Origin of the sequence: Pseudomonas sp. Irchel 3E19, assembly GCF_900187585.1 — a bacterium.
In the GTDB taxonomy this organism is placed as follows: Bacteria; Pseudomonadota; Gammaproteobacteria; order Pseudomonadales; family Pseudomonadaceae; genus Aquipseudomonas; species Aquipseudomonas baetica.
Genome location: NZ_FYDT01000034.1, coordinates 1 through 16,910, shown reverse-complemented (window position 1 = coordinate 16,910; position 16,910 = coordinate 1). Strand labels below are relative to the sequence as shown.

14 protein-coding genes and 2 pseudogenes are annotated in these 16,910 nt (G+C 58.9%); 11 read left to right on the top strand and 5 right to left on the bottom strand.

Annotated elements, in window-relative coordinates; translation table 11 throughout:
- Positions 1-50 precede the first annotated feature (50 nt).
- The 5 genes from CKW18_RS20225 (at position 51) to CKW18_RS31110 (ending at position 4,080) form a co-directional block, all read left to right on the top strand.
- Complete coding sequence (locus tag CKW18_RS20225) at positions 51-1,472, top strand: cytochrome P450 (RefSeq protein WP_095190422.1); 1,422 nt, start codon at positions 51-53, stop codon at positions 1,470-1,472.
- Between the two features lie 54 nt (positions 1,473-1,526).
- A complete protein-coding gene (locus CKW18_RS20220; RefSeq protein WP_095190421.1) occupies positions 1,527-2,282 on the top strand; it encodes a metallophosphoesterase in 756 nt (251 codons plus the stop codon).
- Positions 2,279-3,082, top strand: coding sequence for a 4'-phosphopantetheinyl transferase superfamily protein (locus CKW18_RS20215; protein WP_095190420.1), 804 nt, complete (start codon positions 2,279-2,281; stop codon positions 3,080-3,082). The genes CKW18_RS20220 and CKW18_RS20215 overlap by 4 nt, the downstream gene beginning before the upstream one ends.
- Positions 3,030-3,590 (top strand): hypothetical protein, encoded by a 561-nt coding sequence (locus tag CKW18_RS31115; protein WP_238156200.1) that lies wholly within the window; start codon positions 3,030-3,032, stop codon positions 3,588-3,590. Before CKW18_RS20215 ends, CKW18_RS31115 begins: the two co-directional genes overlap by 53 nt.
- 232 nt (positions 3,591-3,822) lie before the next feature.
- Entirely contained in the window at positions 3,823-4,080 is a 258-nt protein-coding gene (locus tag CKW18_RS31110; RefSeq protein ID WP_256587034.1) for a hypothetical protein, read from the top strand.
- A 3-nt stretch (positions 4,081-4,083) separates the two neighbouring features.
- Here CKW18_RS31110 and CKW18_RS20205 read toward each other — a convergent pair whose 3' ends face one another.
- Complete coding sequence (locus CKW18_RS20205) at positions 4,084-5,010, bottom strand: recombinase family protein (protein WP_095190419.1); 927 nt, start codon at positions 5,008-5,010, stop codon at positions 4,084-4,086.
- Between the two features lie 201 nt (positions 5,011-5,211).
- Between CKW18_RS20205 and CKW18_RS20200 the strand changes: the two genes are divergently transcribed.
- From CKW18_RS20200 to CKW18_RS20180, 5 genes and pseudogenes are all read left to right on the top strand, one after another.
- A complete protein-coding gene (locus tag CKW18_RS20200) occupies positions 5,212-5,451 on the top strand; it encodes a ribbon-helix-helix domain-containing protein (RefSeq protein ID WP_095190418.1) in 240 nt (79 codons plus the stop codon).
- Entirely contained in the window at positions 5,451-5,861 is a 411-nt protein-coding gene (locus tag CKW18_RS20195) for a putative toxin-antitoxin system toxin component, PIN family (protein WP_095190417.1), read from the top strand. Before CKW18_RS20200 ends, CKW18_RS20195 begins: the two co-directional genes overlap by 1 nt.
- 3 nt (positions 5,862-5,864) lie before the next feature.
- Entirely contained in the window at positions 5,865-8,861 is a 2,997-nt protein-coding gene (locus tag CKW18_RS20190) for a Tn3 family transposase (RefSeq protein WP_095190416.1), read from the top strand.
- A 524-nt stretch (positions 8,862-9,385) separates the two neighbouring features.
- Complete coding sequence (locus CKW18_RS20185) at positions 9,386-11,293, top strand: restriction endonuclease (protein ID WP_095190415.1); 1,908 nt, start codon at positions 9,386-9,388, stop codon at positions 11,291-11,293.
- A gap of 396 nt (positions 11,294-11,689) precedes the next feature.
- Positions 11,690-13,003 (top strand): annotated as a pseudogene (locus CKW18_RS20180) (Tn3 family transposase); the annotation flags it as partial.
- 48 nt (positions 13,004-13,051) lie between these two features.
- Here the strand turns inward: CKW18_RS20180 and CKW18_RS20175 are convergent.
- The 4 genes from CKW18_RS20175 to CKW18_RS20160 form a co-directional block, all read right to left on the bottom strand.
- Positions 13,052-13,528 carry a DUF6392 family protein gene (locus tag CKW18_RS20175; protein WP_095190414.1) on the bottom strand — a complete coding sequence of 159 codons (477 nt, stop codon included), beginning with the start codon at positions 13,526-13,528 and terminating at the stop codon, positions 13,052-13,054.
- 81 nt (positions 13,529-13,609) lie between these two features.
- A complete protein-coding gene (locus CKW18_RS20170; protein ID WP_256587030.1) occupies positions 13,610-15,007 on the bottom strand; it encodes an S-type pyocin domain-containing protein in 1,398 nt (465 codons plus the stop codon).
- 193 nt (positions 15,008-15,200) lie between these two features.
- Positions 15,201-15,851 (bottom strand): FlhC family transcriptional regulator, encoded by a 651-nt coding sequence (locus CKW18_RS20165; protein ID WP_095190413.1) that lies wholly within the window; start codon positions 15,849-15,851, stop codon positions 15,201-15,203.
- Positions 15,848-16,348 (bottom strand): hypothetical protein, encoded by a 501-nt coding sequence (locus CKW18_RS20160; RefSeq protein ID WP_141233128.1) that lies wholly within the window; start codon positions 16,346-16,348, stop codon positions 15,848-15,850. The genes CKW18_RS20165 and CKW18_RS20160 overlap by 4 nt, the downstream gene beginning before the upstream one ends.
- A 155-nt stretch (positions 16,349-16,503) precedes the next feature.
- On the opposite strand from CKW18_RS20160, the pseudogene CKW18_RS20155 reads away from it, so the two are divergent.
- Positions 16,504-16,910: pseudogene (locus CKW18_RS20155) on the top strand (transposase); the annotation flags it as partial.

The following is a 16,910-nucleotide window of genomic DNA, read 5'->3' as shown; positions in this document are numbered from 1 at the left end:
CGGCCCCACCACTTGTCTGTTTTGATCAATCCATATCGAGGTTAATCGTAATGAAAACGCTCAAGGATCTACCCCAACACCCAGGTCTGCCTTTGCTGGGTAATTTGCACCAGTTGAGTAAAGCCTCCATTTTCCTGTCACTTGAGCAATGGTCGCGGGACTTTCACCACGAACCGTTCCGCTTGCAAATGGCCCATATGCAATTCGCGGTCTTCAGCAAACCGGAGCAGGTGCGCCATATCCTCAAACACCGACCTTCGCAGTTCCGGGCTATGAAAGAGATGGCGAAACTGTTCGATGAAGTTGGCTTTAGCAGCCTGTTTACCGATGAAGGGGAAGCATGGAAGCGCCAGCGATCACAGATCATGTCGGCTTTTTCCAAACGCAGCCTGGTGGCGTTTACTCCACAGATCGCCACTACCGCCCTGAAATTGCGTGATCGCTTGCGCAACAGCCTGGGGCAACCGTTCGACCTGCGGGATGACCTGCGGCGCTTTTCGGTGGATGCCAGTTGCCTGCTGGTGTTCGGCTTCGACCTCAAAAGCCTGGATAACCACGACAACCAGTTTCTGCAGAACTTTCATGATGTGGTCAATACCATCAACAAACGCGTGCGGAGCGTGGTGCCTTATTGGCGGGTGCTCAAGCTGCCGTCCGACCATCGCTTCGACCGCTCCCTGATCAAACTCAAGAGCCTGGCGATCGAGATCGCGAGAGACACCCAGGCACGCATGCGCCTCCAGGAAGATCTGGGGCCCCATTGCATTCTGCATTCCATGCTCGAAGCGGCCAGCGGTGGCGACGGCATGCTCAGCGAAGATGAGCTTTTCGCCAACATGATGGCGCTGATTCTGGCCGGAGAAGGCACCACGTCGGCGATGCTCAGCTGGCTGTGTTTTTTCCTCGGGCAGGACTCAACGCTGCAGGACAACCTTCGCCGCGAAGTCGCTCGCTTGGATCTACATCAGCTTGACTATCACGCGCTGGCCGACCTGCCGCTGACGGAGGCGGTCATCGAAGAGGCCTTCAGGATCAAGTCCACGGTGCCCGGGTTGTTAGTGGAACCCCTGGAGGACACGATCGTCGACGATATCCTGCTGAAAAAGGGCACCAGGATCATTGTCCTGACTCGAGTCGATGGTTTGAAGAATCTGCAAGAGGACTCGGTATTCAACGCCTATCGCTGGCTGGACGAACAGCACGCCTTAATCGATACGAAAGAGGCGCGGCAGAAGCAGTTTCCTTTCGGATTCGGCCCTCGTTCGTGCCCGGCGGCACCTCTGGCCAACATTGAGCTGAAAGTGGCAGTGGCGATGCTGGTCAAGTACTTCGAGCTGGAGCTGATCGACAAGGAACAGGTGAAGGAAGTGTTCACCACCTCGGCGGTGCCGGATACGCTGAGGATCCGCCTCAGCGCCCGTGCAGAGCAGGAAATACCTGCGGCACGGGGCACGGAAACCGATGCGGTCTGACGCTATCAGCCCGCGCCAGCGGGCTGTTTTCAATGTCTCTGTCCAGGTACCTCAATGCGGCTATTTACCGTTTCAGATTTGCATACCGATCATCCGGAGAACTGGAAATGGCTGGAACGCCTGTCTCGCCAGGACTACCTCGACGACACCCTGATCGTGGCCGGGGACGTCGCCGATGAAATCGGCCGGCTCAGGGCCAGCCTGGCGCAACTGAGCCGGCGTTTCCGCCAGGTGTGCTTCGTGCCGGGCAATCACGACCTGTGGGTGATCCGCTCGGACCTGCGCTCATCCTTCGACAAGTTCCGCACGGTCGGCCAGGCCTGCCGCGACGCCGGGGTGCAGACCCGGGCGTGCCGCGTGGGCAGCACCCTGATCGTGCCGCTGCTGGGTTGGTATGACTATTCCTTCGGCCCGGTCAACGAGACGTTGCGGGACAACTGGATGGACTTCAAGGCCTGCCACTGGGACGGCCATGACGACGCGGCAGTGAGCCGGGCATTCGACGAGCTCAACCCACAGCCCGATACCCGGGGGGCGCGGCACATCGTGTCGTTCTCGCATTTTTTGCCCAGGATCGACCTGATGCCGGACGGCGTGCCGGCGCAGTACCGCTACCTGTATCCGGTGCTGGGCTCTTCGCGCCTGGAACGGCAAGTGCGCCGGCTGGGGGCCCAGACCCATATCTATGGCCACAGCCACCTCAATCGCCGTGTCACCCTGGAGGGCGTGACCTATATCAACAATGCGTTCGGCTATCCGTCGGAGCGGCATATCGCCAACAAGGCCTTGCTGTGCCTGGGGGAGCTGTGAGCGCGCCCGGCGATCGGCCGTTGCGCCTGGGCCCCGGGGAGATCCATGTGTGGAGCGCCCGGGACCCGCAGATCGCCGACCCGACGCTGCTGGCGCGGTATCGCTCCTGGTTGAGCGCCGAGGAAAGCCAGCGCATGCAGCATTTCATGTTCGAGCGCCATCGCCATCAGTACCTGGTCACCCGGGCGCTGCTGCGCGCGACGCTGTCGCTGTATGCGCCGTGGGTGGCGCCGCAGCAGTGGGTATTTGCCAGCAATGCCTGGGGCAAGCCGGCGATTGTCGCGCCCGCGCTGCCGATGGCTTTCAACCTGTCCCATACCGAGGGCCTGGTGGTGTTGGCCCTGACCCTGGAAAACAGTGTCGGGATCGATGTGGAGCCGCGGCAGCGGCTGGCCGACGAGGATCTGGCCGAGCGCTTCTTTTCCGCCAGCGAAGTGCGCTACCTGTGCAGCCTGCCGAGCGCCGAGCGGGCGTCGGCGTTCATGGGTTTCTGGACCCTGAAGGAGGCCTATATCAAGGCGCGCGGCCAGGGCCTGTCGATCCCGCTGGACAGTTTTTCCTTCGAGCTGGCCACGCCGGGGCAGATCGGCTTTGCCTGCCAGACGCTGGCGCCGCCCGAGGCGCGCCGCTGGCGTTTCTGGCAATGGGAAAGCGGGCCGTTTGTGCTGTCCCTGGGCTGCTGTCCGCAGTCGCGGCACCAGCAGGGGATGGCCGTGCGGCTGTACGAGACAGTGCCCGGGGCGACCCATGGACCCAGGTCTGCCGTCATGCGCCGGGCGTCCGACGCCATCCGCTTCTGACCCGTCGCCGCAAGCAGGCAGACGGCCCGTTGCCCGCGGGCGCAACAACTGGATCGTCTGGACCGCCGGCAACGATGCGCTGTGGGACGAGCTGTCGCGCGACAGCGTCGGCAACCTGGACCTGCTCAAGACCATCTCCAACCACCCGAGCCTGGCCTACAACGACAGCAAGCTGGTCAAACCCTACCGGGTCGGCATGTCATGCGGTTTCTGCCATGTCGGGCCGAACCCGACCAACCCGCCGGCCGATCCCAAGCATCCGGCCTGGTCCAACCTCAACTCCAACCCGAGGGCGCATTACTTCTGGGTCGACCGCATCTTCATGTGGAAACAGGACAAGAGCAGCTTCCCGTTCCAGCTGTTCCACACCTCAAAGCCCGGGGCGCTGGACACCTCGTTCGTCTCCACCGACTACATCAACAACCCGCGCACCATGACTACAACCTCAAGGCGCGCATGGAGCTGGCCAGGCATCCGGGCAAGGAGCAGCTCGCCGGCGGCGGGCTGAACAACCGGCAGTTCAACGACGTGCCCGGGGTGACGCCGGACAGCCCGCTGGCGAAGTTCTACCAGCAACCCGACACCGTGTTCACCCCCCCGGGTGCTCAAGGACGGCGCCGACTCGGTGGGCGCGCTCGGGGCCTTGAACCGGGTGTTCATCAATATCGGCCTGTACAGCGTGGAGTGGACCACTCACTTCCGGCCGCTGATCGGCGGCAAGCCGATCACCCCGTCTTCGGGTGCCGGTCACGCTGCTGGAAACCAACGCCTGCAGCCCCCTGGCGACCAACGCCCTAGGCGGCAATATCTGGGACAACTTCTCCTCGCAGTCGTACAAGCAATTGCCGGCGGTAGGGCCGATGCTGGTGCTGAACCGCTACACCGGCGAAGCCTGGGAATACCCGATGCCGGCCGGCGGGCGCGGCTACACGCGGCCGGGGTCGCTGATCAGCCTGTGGTCGGGGTTTGGGGAGCAGCGGAACAGAAAGTGCACTTAAGCCCTACCAGCGTCGTTGAGTACCTTCTTCCCAGGCATCCGCCCCGATAAAGCAGTTGCGCATCTCGGCTTCCTGACTGATCTCGCTCAGCAGGTTATGCACCGCCTTATCCAATTCCTCGTCGCTCTGATAGGGAACTGTCAGTTCATAGTTTCCCGACTCCAGGCGCTTCACGCCGAATGGCTCCAGGAAGTAGCGCTCAATGTTCTCCTTGGCCCTCTTCCGGCCACGCACGAACTTGCTGTTGTTCTCCACCGCCAAGCGCAGCGTAACGGTGGCAACCCGTTCAACGGCCGACTCTGCCGGCGACACGACATTGCGCTGCTCGCCCCGCGGCTGGGCGCTCTTCTGATACGTCCCGATATCGACTCCACGATGGCGCAGGTAGCTGTACAGCGTGCTCTTGGAGATGTGCAGCCTCTCACCGATGGCGCTGACGCTCAGGCGTCCTTCGCGGTACAGGGTTTCGGCTGCCATGGCAGTGGCCTCGGCCTTGGCAGGCAACCCTTTGGGACGGCCACCGATTCGGCCCCGTGCCCGTGCGGCCGAGAGACCCGCTTGGGTGCGCTCGCGGATCAGTTCGCGCTCGAATTCGGCCAGCGAGGCGAACAGGTTGAACACCAGGCGACCCTGGGCGTGATTGGTATCGATGGGGTCATTCAGGCTCTGCAAGCCGACCTTGCGTGCTGCCAGTTCACCGACCAGTTCGACCAGGTGCTTGAGCGAGCGCCCGAGTCGATCCAGCTTCCAGATCACCACGGCATCGCCCGCTCGTACGTTGGCCAGTAATTTGTCGAGTTCCGGCCGAGCGCTTTTCGCGCCGCTGGCAATGTCTTGATAGATTCGTTCGCATCCAGCCTTCTTCAGGGCATCGACCTGAAGGTCGGCTTTCTGATCCCGAGTGCTCACCCGCGCATATCCGATTTTCATCAAAAGTACCGTTTACTCGACTGCATTGGTAATAATTGAACTTTGATTAAGCGTACCAGTTATTTGAACTTTAACATGGTCAGGTTAACGAACAGGGTCATGCCTCGTTAAAGTTCGACAAAACGAAGGTTTTTTCGAACTGTTGCAGAGCGGCACAAGGTGAGTGTATAAACACACAAACACCTATTTACGAGAAAAGTTATGAACACCACTCGCTGGAACGTCGCTGTCTCTACCGACACTGACCAATCGCTTCGCATGTTTCTGGCTAGCCAAGGCGGTGGCCGTAAGGGCGACCTGTCGCGCTTCATCGAAGAAGCGGTGCGGGCACACATTCTGGAACTGAGCGCCGAACAGGCCAAGGCTTCCAACGCCCATCTGAGTGAGGCAGAACTGTCCGACGCGGTTGATGAAGCGCTCGCCTGGGCGCGTAAGCGCTGATGCGGGTCGTATTGGATACCAACATCTTGTTCAGTGCGCTGATCTCACCGCATGGGGCTCCCGATGCAATCTATCGGGCCTGGCGTTCGGCTCGTTTCGAGGTAGTGACCTCACGGACACAGCTCGATGAGATTCGTCGCGCCAGTCGTTACCCCAAGCTTCAGGCCATTTTGCAGCCTGCCAAAGTGGGGGCCATGATCAATAACCTGCAACGGGCGATGGTGCTGGAGCGCTTGACCATCGAGATTGAAGCCGATGATCCGGATGACTCTTTTCTGCTGTCCATGGCTTTGGCGGGCAATGCGGACTACCTGGTAACCGGTGATCGCCGCGCAGGCCTCTTGCAACGCGGGCATATCGAACGCACGCGGATTGTCACCCCCGCCGTATTCTGCACCGAGGTACTGTGATCGATGCCGGTTGGCTTTCTGACTCAAGAGCAACGCGACGGCTTTGGTCGCTATGTCGATCCTCCTGGCCGCGAAGAGCTGGAACGCTATTTCCACCTGAGCGATGACGACCACAAAGCTCTCCTGCCGCTGCGCGGCGAACACAACCGCCTTGGCTACGCCACGCAACTGACCAGCGTCCGCTACCTGGGCACCTTCCCGGAAGACTTTTCAGCCGTTCCGGATGAGGTGCTGCAAGCGCTCAGTCGTCAACTCGGCATCAATGATCCGATTTGCATCCTCGCCTATGCTGAAACCCGCCAGCGTCAACGTCATGCCGGCGAGATTCAGGAGCGTTATGGCTATCGGGTGTTTGCTGACTCCAGCGTCGGCTTTCGACTGGCTCGCTGGCTGTATGCGCTCTGCTGGACAGGGACAGATCGTCCTGGTGAGCTGTTCAATCGGGCGACGACCTGGTTGCTGACGCACAAGGTTTTACTGCCTGGCGTAACCGTACTGGAGCGGTTTATCGCCCAGCTGCGTAGCCGTGTCGAAGAACGCCTCTGGCTCACTTTGGGCCGCAGTGTGACCGATGAGCAGAGACAGCACCTGCAAGAGTTACTGGTAGTGGTCGAAGGCAACCGTTACTCCCGCTTGGATCAATTGCGCTCCGGCCCGGTGATGATCAGTGGGCCCGCACTGATCCGGGCGCTGCGGCGACTCGATGACGTGCGCGGCATCGGCATCACCTTGCCCGCAGCGGCGCATATCCCGCCCAGCCGAATCGCGGCCTTGGCACGCTTTGCCAACACGGCCAAGGTCACGGCGATCAACCGGCTGCCGGCCTCGCGACGGATGGCGACGCTGGTGGCGTTCGCGCTTTGCCTGGAGGCGACTGCGCACGACGACGCCCTGGAAGTCCTGGAGGCCTTGCTGCGCGACTTGTTCAGCAACGCGGAGAGGGCCGACAAGAAAGCTCGGTTGCGTAGTCTAAAAGACCTAGATCGCTCGGCGGCAATGCTCGCCGCCGCGTGCAAGGTCGTGCTGGATAGCTCGATCAGCGATGACAACGTCCGTGCCTGGCTGTTCAACGACCTGCCACGTACCACGCTGGAGAAAGCCCTCGAAGAGGTCACCGCGTTGATCCGTCCGGCCAACGATGTGTATTACCTCGCCTTGGAGGAGCGCTATCGCAGCGTGCGCCGTTTCCTTCCCGACCTATTGAAGCATATTCGCTTCGGCTTCAGTCCGGCTGGCAAGGGCGTGGCGGCTAGTCTGGACTGGTTGCAACTGAACCTACCTCGGAGAAAGCCGGAAGATGATGCTCCGCAGGAGATCGTGGCCAAGGCTTGGCAACAGCACATCACCCGCGAAGATGGCTCCCTCGACATGGGTGCCTATGTATTCTGTACGCTTGATGCACTGCGTACTGCCCTACGTCGCCGCGATGTCTTTGTTTCACCCAGTTGGCGTTATGCCGACCCGCGTATAGGCCTGCTCGATGGTGCTGAATGGCTGACGGCACGACCGATCATCTGCCGCTCGCTGGGCCTGACCATCGATGCCAAAACCACCTTGGACGCCCTGTCTGTCGAGCTGGATGCAACGTGGCAGGCAGTCGCCGCCCGCTTGCCCGAAAACCCTGCCATCCAGCTGAGCGAGAGCGCTGATGGTAAAACTGAGCTGTCCCTCGGAGCGCTGGACAAGCTGGAGGAACCGAACTCGCTACTGCACCTGCGTGCAGCCGTGGCCGACTTGATGCCGCGTGTCGATCTGCCGGAAATCCTGTTGGAAATCGCCGCCCGCACCGGCTTTGCTGAGGCCTTCACCCATGTGTCCGAACGCAATGCGCGGGCCGATAACCTAGTGACAAGCCTGTGTGCCGTACTCCTGGGGGGAGCCTGCAACACCGGCCTGGAGCCACTGATCCGCAATGATAACCAAGCGCTGCGCCGTGACCGACTGTCCTGGGTCAGCCAGAACTATCTCCGTGACGACACCCTGTCAGCAGCCAATGCCATTCTGGTGGCGGCGCAAAGCCAACTGGAACTGGCTCAGGTCTGGGGCGGCGGCGAGGTCGCCTCCGCCGATGGCATGCGTTTCGTCGTACCGGTGCGCACGGTGCATGCCGGCCCCAACCCGAAGTACTTCGGTACCGGCCGGGGCGTCACTTGGTACAACTTGATTTCTGATCAGTTCTCTGGCCTGAACGCCATCACAGTGCCCGGCACCTTGCGCGACAGCCTGGTACTGCTAGCGGTTGTGCTGGAACAACAGACCGAATTGCAGCCAACACAAATCATGACCGATACCGGTGCCTACAGCGATGTGGTGTTCGGGTTGTTCCGTCTGCTCGGCTATCACTTCTGTCCGCGCCTGGCTGATGTCGGCGGCACCCGCTTCTGGCGCACGCGCCCAGAGGCGGATTACGGCAAGCTCAACGGACTTGCCCGCCAGTCGGTCAAACTCGACCTGATCGCCGAGCACTGGGATGACTTGTTGCGCCTGGCGGGGTCGCTCAAGCTCGGCCGAGTACCAGCGACCGGCATCATGCGCACCCTGCAAACGGGGGATCGTCCGACCCGCTTGGCTCAGGCACTGGCTGAGTTCGGGCGGATTGAGAAAACGTTGCACACGCTGACCTACATCGATGATGAATCCAAGCGCCGGGCCACCCTGACCCAACTGAATCGCGGCGAAGGTCGGCACAGCCTGGCCCGCGCCGTGTTCCATGGCAAACGCGGCGAGCTTCGCCAGCGCTACCGCGAAGGTCAGGAGGATCAACTCGGCGCCTTGGGCTTGGTGGTAAACATCATCGTGCTGTGGAACACCCTCTACATGACGGCCGCCGTGGAACGGCTAAGGCAGCACGGCTACCCGGTGCAGGACGAGGATCTGGCTCGGTTGTCGCCGCTGATCTTCGAGCACATCAATATGTTAGGACGGTACTCCTTCGCGGTACCGGATGAGGTCGCCCGAGGTGAGCTACGGCCACTGCGCAATCCAGAGGACGATCAGTGACCCCTCCGGCAAAAAGGTCGCATCCTTCAGGGTTTGACCTGATCCGCTCCGACACCCTATCGGCGCTTTAGTCAGCGGCACATATAACTATGCACACTTAGATTCACTCCCTCCCTTCAGCGGGCCTAATCCAGGTTTCCGTTTTGACAATATTTGCGCGTTTTTTGACAGACATGGCCATTGGGCGTTGTTTAGGCTGAAGCAGCCTCACCAGCGGTGCTTTCCACGGTGCTGAACCATGCTCATCAAACATCCTAATAGTTTGAGGTTGCAAATATGTAGTGAGCCAGCGCCTCACTTCAAGGAGGACGTGCAGACTCCGGATCATTCTGCCACGCTGCACAATGTTTTCATGCAGCAAACAATAAGCAGGGCGTGTTCATACATGCTCGCCGCGAATCGCGGCCAATGCGCAGGAAAATTTGCCCCGGCCAATTCTATATCAGCGTAAACAAGAGCAGGTGTCGCAAACGTATGTTGGACTCCGGGAGCTTCCGGGATATTTTTTAGAGAGGATCACCACAATGCTTATTGGGTACAACTTGCATCATATGCAACTCACTGTGACGGGGTCTGGCACTACAGAACAGACCCAGGCCGCAACCAGCCAGACTATCAGCAACACCAATACGCCGTTGGATCCGCATCGAGTACGCGAACTGACGTTCATTGGAGTGGGTAGTAGTGTTACCTACCTGCTGAATGAACTTAATGGTCGCTTTGCCGAAGACGGAGTAACGTCACCATTTTTAGGAAAAGTCAGTATTGTCGGTAAGGAGGACTCTTGGGCGGCGAATGTTCGTGGACAAGGTTATATCAATCACCAAACTGAAATTATCGGCCATTGGGACCAACAGGTTCCGAAATATGATCCTAACTATGCTGATCGTGCCGAGTTTTCTGCAAGTAACCAACGACAGCTGACGCAAACAGTGGGGTTAGGCGCAGAGCATTTGGAAGCGCTGGTAACAGGCATTTCGCGACTGGATGACGGTTGTTTTCGAATCAATCTGGACAATGGTCAGATTCTGGACAGCCGACAGGTTGTATTGGGGGCTGGTGCCGGGCCCCATACCAGTATTTGGAACAGCGTTACGCCACACACTCAAGCAGAAAAACGACTGGACAACATCAAACTGCATGAGCAGGAAACCTTGCGTGGCAAGGTGCTGGACCTGGATGAGTTTATGCGGGCGAGTGATACCTCTCCCCAGAAGTTTGCTGGAAAAACAGTGGTGGTACATGGACCAAACGCTGGCATTGATGCAGTTGAACGCGCCGGGGAGCTTGGGGCAAATGTGGTTTGGTTTACCCGCAGTACCAATCCGGTGTTGCTGGATGGCAACCAACTAAAATTTGCGCCAGAGTTGGCTAAAAGCGCTATGCATAAAGTTGATGCACTAGATATTCATCCAACAAAGCAAGAGCATGGATCGGCATTGCGACTGAATTACAGTTCGCCAGGACAAGACTCCCAAGAGCCAAAAAAGATCCTGGATGCGGACTACTATGTTTATGCCTTGGGTCAGGATATTCATAAGCCGGGTAGTGCTGGAGCCATGCTAGGCAGTCTTCTTGATCACCTGGAGCCTGTATATGACTACGATCAAGTCTATAGCGACCAGCCTTTCAAGACAGTAATAGGTTTACAAAGTCGCGGCTCCAATAGCGATAACGGTTTGATTATTGTCGGGGCGGCGGTTGCCCAGTTGGCTGGTAATGTTCAGCATAGCTACAAGGATCATGCTCTAGACCGCATATTTCAGGAAATGACCAAGCTTCCAGGCAAACAGGCAGAAGAGTTGTCGCAAATGTTGTTAGAGGGTGCGACATCGGAGCAGGTCCAGGCACATCTGCAAACTTGGCAAGTTGATAGCGCTCAATCGCCCGACAAGCAGGTATTGCAGAGTCAAGTAGAAGATTATTTGGCGGCCCGAGACTACTTTCAGCAACAAACCAACGAAAAAAAGGGCAACCTGCGCGGGGTCGCCGCAGAGGTGGAAAATCAAACCTTGATCGAGGTGGCATCTGTCATCGTGTCGCCACAGTTAGGCACGATCAAGGCCTCGGCTGCAGCATTGTCGGGACTGATGCCAGCTTATGTGGCCAATGGCGAAAATAACTTTACCACCGACAATCGCACCATGCTCCGCGCCGGCATTGCAGATAGATACCCGAATATAGGTAACGCTGAAGCCAGTGGGTTTATCGATGAAGTAGTTGGTTTGCGTCACCTTGATCGTCAGCGTTTTATTGACAAAGTAGCAGGCGAAATGATGGACAAAGGAGTCCAACCATTGGTGTCATTGCAGCCCCCGGTACTTGGTGTCCCGGAGCCGGTCAGGACTGCTTATGAGGCGCGCTTGCAAGCATTGAATTCTGGAGCGCGCGATGATACGCCGTTAAGTCAGCGCTGGTTGCCCGAAAAATAGTTCCAGAGGCGAATTGCGAATATTAGGCCTTGTCCGGATGCCTGTTTTTTTCGATGTGCGGTGTTTGATCCTTCACCGCACAACCGCCGAATTCACACTTCCTCCCCACACTCGTTCGCCCTCATGCAGTTACGCTTCACTTCGTTCACTGTGGTCAGCTCACGGCGGGACTTTCACCCACAAGACTGCGCCCATGCTGGGAACACCAATCATATGCGAAAGGGCATCACACCTCGCTGAGCGGCTCCCAGCTATGTGAATGCCAATGCCGTGCGGGTAGACGATAACGTCTACGCCAGTAAAGACGGCAACGTGGAGTTTGCTGAGCAGCGACTGAGCTTAAGTGCACTTTCTGTTCCGGTGCTCCCCAAACCCCTCGCTCGGCGCTCTGGACAGCTGGAGGAACCGAACTCGCTGCTGCAACTGCGGGCGGCCGTGGCCGACCTGATGCCACGTGTCGATCTGCCGGAAATCCTCCTGGAGATCGCCGCCCGCACCGGCTTCGCCGAGGCCTTCATCCATGTGTCCGAACGCAATGCGCGGGCCGACAACCTGGTCACCAGCCTCTGCGCCGTGCTGTTAGGTGGGGCCTGCAACACCGGCCTGGAGCCGCTGACCCGTACCGACAATCCGGCGCTGCGGCGCGACCGGCTGTCCTGGGTCAGCCAGAACTATATCCGCGACGACACCCTGTCGGCGGCCAATGCCATTCTGGTGTCCGCGCAAAGCCAACTGGAGTTGGCTCAAGCCTGGGGCGGTGGCGAGATTGCGTCCGCCGATGGCATGCGCTTCGTCGTGCCCGTGCGCACCGTGCATGCCGGCCCCAATCCGAAGTATTTCGGCACCGGCGGGGGCGTCACCTGGTACAACCTGGTCTCCGACCAGTTCTCCGGCCTCAACGCCATCACCGTGCCCGGCACCCTGCGCGACAGCCTGGTCCTGTTGGCCGTGGTGCTGGAACAGCAGACCGAGTTGCAGCCGACGCAGATCATGACCGACACCGGCGCCTACAGCGACGTGGTATTTGGATTGTTCCGCCTGCTCGGTTACCACTTCAGCCCACGCCTGGCCGACGTCGGCGGCACCCGCTTCTGGCGCTCACGTCCGGACGCGGACTACGGCAAGCTCAACGGCCTGGCCCGGCAGTCGGTCAAGCTCGACCTGATCGCCGAGCACTGGGACGACCTGCTGCGTCTGGCCGGCTCGCTCAAGCTCGGTCGCATACCGGCCACCGGCATCATGCGCACCCTGCAAACAGGGGATCGTCCCACCCGCTTGGCCCAGGCGCTGGCCGAGTTCGGCCGCATCGAGAAGACCCTGCACACGCTGACCTACATCGACGACGAGTCCAAGCGACGTGCCACCCTGACCCAGTTGAACCGGGGCGAAAGCCGGCACAGCCTGGCCCGCGCCGTGTTCCACGGCAAGCGCGGCGAGCTGCGTCAGCGCTACCGCGAGGGGCAGGAAGACCAGCTCGGCGCCCTCGGCCTGGTGGTCAACATCATCGTGCTGTGGAACACCCTCTACATGACCGCCGCCGTGGAACGGCTCAGGCAGCACGGCTACCCGGTGCAGGAAGAGGACGTGGTCCGGCTGTCGCCGCTGATCCACGAGCACATCAACATGCTTGGACGCTACTCGTTCGCGGTGCCGGAAGAGGTTGCCCGTGGTGAGCTGCGGCCGCTGCGCAATCCAGAGGATGACCTGTAGGGGAGAGCCAGGGCGCTTCGTTGAAGGACCCTGGCTGATGAGGAAGGGTCAGTCGTGACCCTTGTCGATCAGGGTAAAGACCAGCGTATCGACCATCAGGCTAGCAGTGTATTGGAACGCCACCTTTATGTTGGGATGGCTGGCTGGATCAAGCCGATAAGCATCCCAGCCACCAGTCATGCCCATCGGCTGCGGCATCTTGATCGGGCCCTTCGAGTCCATTGGCTCACAGAAGTTGGCACGCACCTGCGCCTGGCTCATTGCCGGGACGAAAGGCTTGGGTAGCTCGCCTTGGTACGGCACTGTGGACGGAGTTGTCTTCAGCAGGGTGATGTACACCGCCTCCAGTCGCTTGGTTTCCGCCCAGAAGCTCAGTTCTAGACCGTCCTCCGGTTCAATGTCTAGCCAATCACGGCCTTTGTATAACTGTTGGAGCGGCATGTTGGGGATGACCCCCTCGGCGACCATGGCGTCATAGGGTCGCCCTAGGCTCAGAATCCAACGTTCAATGGTTGCGGCGTCCATATCAGTACCACCCCTGTTCCTGATTGAGTTGATGTAGCTGCGAACGCGCTGCCTCGATGTCGGCCCCAGCGTAGCCTTCTTCTAGCAGCCCTGGCTTGATCGCGTCGAAGTTGCTGTCCACTGCCGCCCGTAGATCGGCAGCGTCCTGGGCTTGCTTGGCTTTAGTGTTGCGTCCGCCATAGGTCTCACTGTGCTTCTGGTGAACGCGCGCCGGAATGGCAATGCCGGCGAGTCGCGAATCTGCCTTCTGCTGAGTCCATCGAAGTTGCCCCGCATGTACCACTCCAACACCTTCTGTGCGGGAATATGGTCGATATCCAGCCCATCCTTTTTGCTGCGTGACTGCAACTCACCGGCAGGCCCGACCTCAAGCGGATTGACCGCTGGTTTGGCAACCACTACGTACACCGGCGGCACGCCCGACTCAGTCGGCAGAACCAGAATGCAGTCCTGCCAGGTCATATCGTCCGAGGCAGGATAAATTTCGAGCTGGCTGTCTGTGCCCTCTGCGGCCGGATGCACCAGGATATTTTCCAGTGCATCGGTCACACCCGGATAGGTGGTCGGCGCTTGCACCACGGGGCCGTTATTTGGCGTCCAGATGATGGTAACGCCGTTGAGCTGCGCCTCCATCGCACTGCCGACCTGGCGCCATTGGCTGACCACCGGCACGCTGTCCATGCCCGAGGTCGCGCTGGTGTGAATGCCGTACACCCGCATGATGCCTTCGGCATCCCGGCGGAACTGAAAGCGTACCCTGGTAGGGGCCGCCATCATCCCGCGCAACTGTTCCTCGGTCAGGGTGGAGTCGCCCATGCTGGTAGGCCACAGGGCCAACAACAGCGTACTGGCCGCTGTACCCGCTGCGGCGGCAGCACCACGTAGACTCCAGGTGCCGAGCGTTTCCAGTGCGGCTTGCCCGGCTACCCGGCCAAGGGTTGCGCCGCCTTCCGTGCTGACGATCGCCGTCGAACCCATCACCACGGCCTGGCCGAAGTTGGCCGCGGGCTCGATCCGTGTACCAGCCTCGGTTGACTCTGGCGGCACGGTGCATGTCTTGGCAAAGACGCAAGCCTGCTCAGGCTCGCCGATAAATACCAGCCCGCCCTTCAGATGTGTCTGGTTCGGATCAGCACCATATTCATAGCGCTGGCCTTCATAACTGACCCGGTTGAAATCGACAGGCGAGGCGGCCGTGTAACGCCCGGCGACGGAGCTGGGCGCTCCCGTCTTCACCGTTGAGGACGACAACACGACTCCGCCATGCGAGTGCATGCTGCCGTGCACGGCAGCATGGCAGTTATCGATGAAGAACCAGGACAGTCCGGAAATGATGGTGGCGCCACACGCAGTCTTGCTGACGCCCACCAACGCAGCGGGTTGATGGTCCACCAGGGTATCGGGTGATCCGCTGACGATGTGGTTAGGCCCGCATCGCGGGCAAATAACAGGGTCGCCGACCTTGGCCAAATCAGCCATATGCATCCCTCATAGCTGTGAGTTGGAGGTCGGCGCCTACCAAGCCATCGGGGAGGCTACACGTATGCCGTTCACGAACCAGAAATGGCTTACGTTGGTTTTTGGTTCCATTGCTCCCCAACCCCCTGGATCTGCTCTTCAGTCTGTACGTGCATTTACTACTGCTGCAGTTGAGAAAGGGGAGGGGAGGGTATCAGTGGCTTAGCAACTTCTCGACATCATCACTGGACACGCCGAGTGAGCGGGCTATTTCATCGTCTGATTGACCCCAGTTGCGCATTTTTAACGCCTCATCCCTTACTTGGGAAATGTTAAGGCTATTATCAAACGCAGATGGTTGATCTTCGACGTCCTGCAGCTGACACAGCGGGCAGGATTTTTGAGAAAGGCGAACGGGCCTAAAAAACGATATTCCGCAATGACCGCAGTAATGCTCACTCAGTTCTGCAGAACGGTAATCACGGGCAATAACCCAGGCGTCATTGATATCAAGGAGCACCGTCTCATCGACTTTACCTCCGCGAGCAGCCCCGTGTGCATCCTGGTATACATCGAATGCAGCGATAACAGCTTCAACGTCGATTTCCTCATCCGGCTTAATCGCCAGTTGACGATAACTGAGCAAGAAGATGGTTGCCTCGACAGCCGCGGCATTGCTTTTGATCAATGTCTCAGCACTGCTCAATGGGCCGCATGAGGACTCAGGCGCGTCGGAATTCTTTCGCATGTTCTCAATGATCTTTCTGGAAACCCCCGTGGAGTTTCTGACCACAACACTTCGAAAGCCTGCGCCAATCATCTTTCTCGCAAAAATGATGGTTTCCGATGATGCTGCCTGGCTCATAGCTTTCTCCCTCGCTTAGCGTTTCCGCCCAATATCCGTAATGTTTGTAAAGCATTATTTCTGTCCGCAACATCAGTCCCGGCGCGCAGCTGGAACTGGATGCGTCCGCCTCGAAGGGCATCATGAACAGATTGAAAGTTTGCGTTCTGAAGCCAGCTCGCCATTTGTCGGGTGAGGCCATGCCGTAGCTGAGCTTTAAGTTTGTCGCTCTTTAACTGCGCACGAATCTCTAAAAGCACACACATGACCTTGTAAAGGTCTTCAGAGCCTTTGAGCTGTGAGGTCGCAGTGTCATCAAATTTGATTGTCAGTGGGCTGACAGGACTGCTGGCCAATCCCATATAGGTCGAATGGTCGACTTTTTTCATCCACTCTCGTTCAGCGAGAGAAAATGCAGTCAAGCTCCTGAAAGAATCGGGCTGTGATTGACTGAGAGAAAAGAGGGCCTCGAGAAGCAACTGAGATTCAAACATCAGTTCACCTTGGCTGAAGGTCACAAAACACTTCGTCAATACTGTACTGGTAGAGCCGGGGGACGAGTGTTGACACTGTCTGTACGAAACGACGACTCATCGAGCCGTATGAACGAGCCCCATGAAAGACAGGACACCGTTTCCCCCTTACGATAAGGGATAGGCAAACGGTTATGTTTATGACTAATAGCAACGATAAGAGTGGTGAGCTTTTGGGCCAGGAGCGGCGGCGCCGCTGGAGCCCAGAGCAAAAGCTGGCCATGGTTCGAGAGAGCCTTGAGCCTGGGCAAAGCGTTTCGGTGGTCGCTCGGCGCAACGGCATCAATGCCAACCAGTTATTCCTGTGGCGCAAGCTGTATCAAGACGGCAGCCTGTCGGCGGTCAGTGCTGGCGAAGCCGTGGTGCCGGCCTCCGAGCTGAGCGATGCGCTCAAGCAGATCCGTGAACTGCAACGGATGCTGGGCAAGAAAACGATGGAAGCGGAAATCCTCAAAGAGGCCGTGGAGATCGCCCGGTCGCGAAAATGGATTGCGCACTCACCCTTGTTGCCGGGGGACGACCAGTGAAACTGGTCAGCGAATGTCTC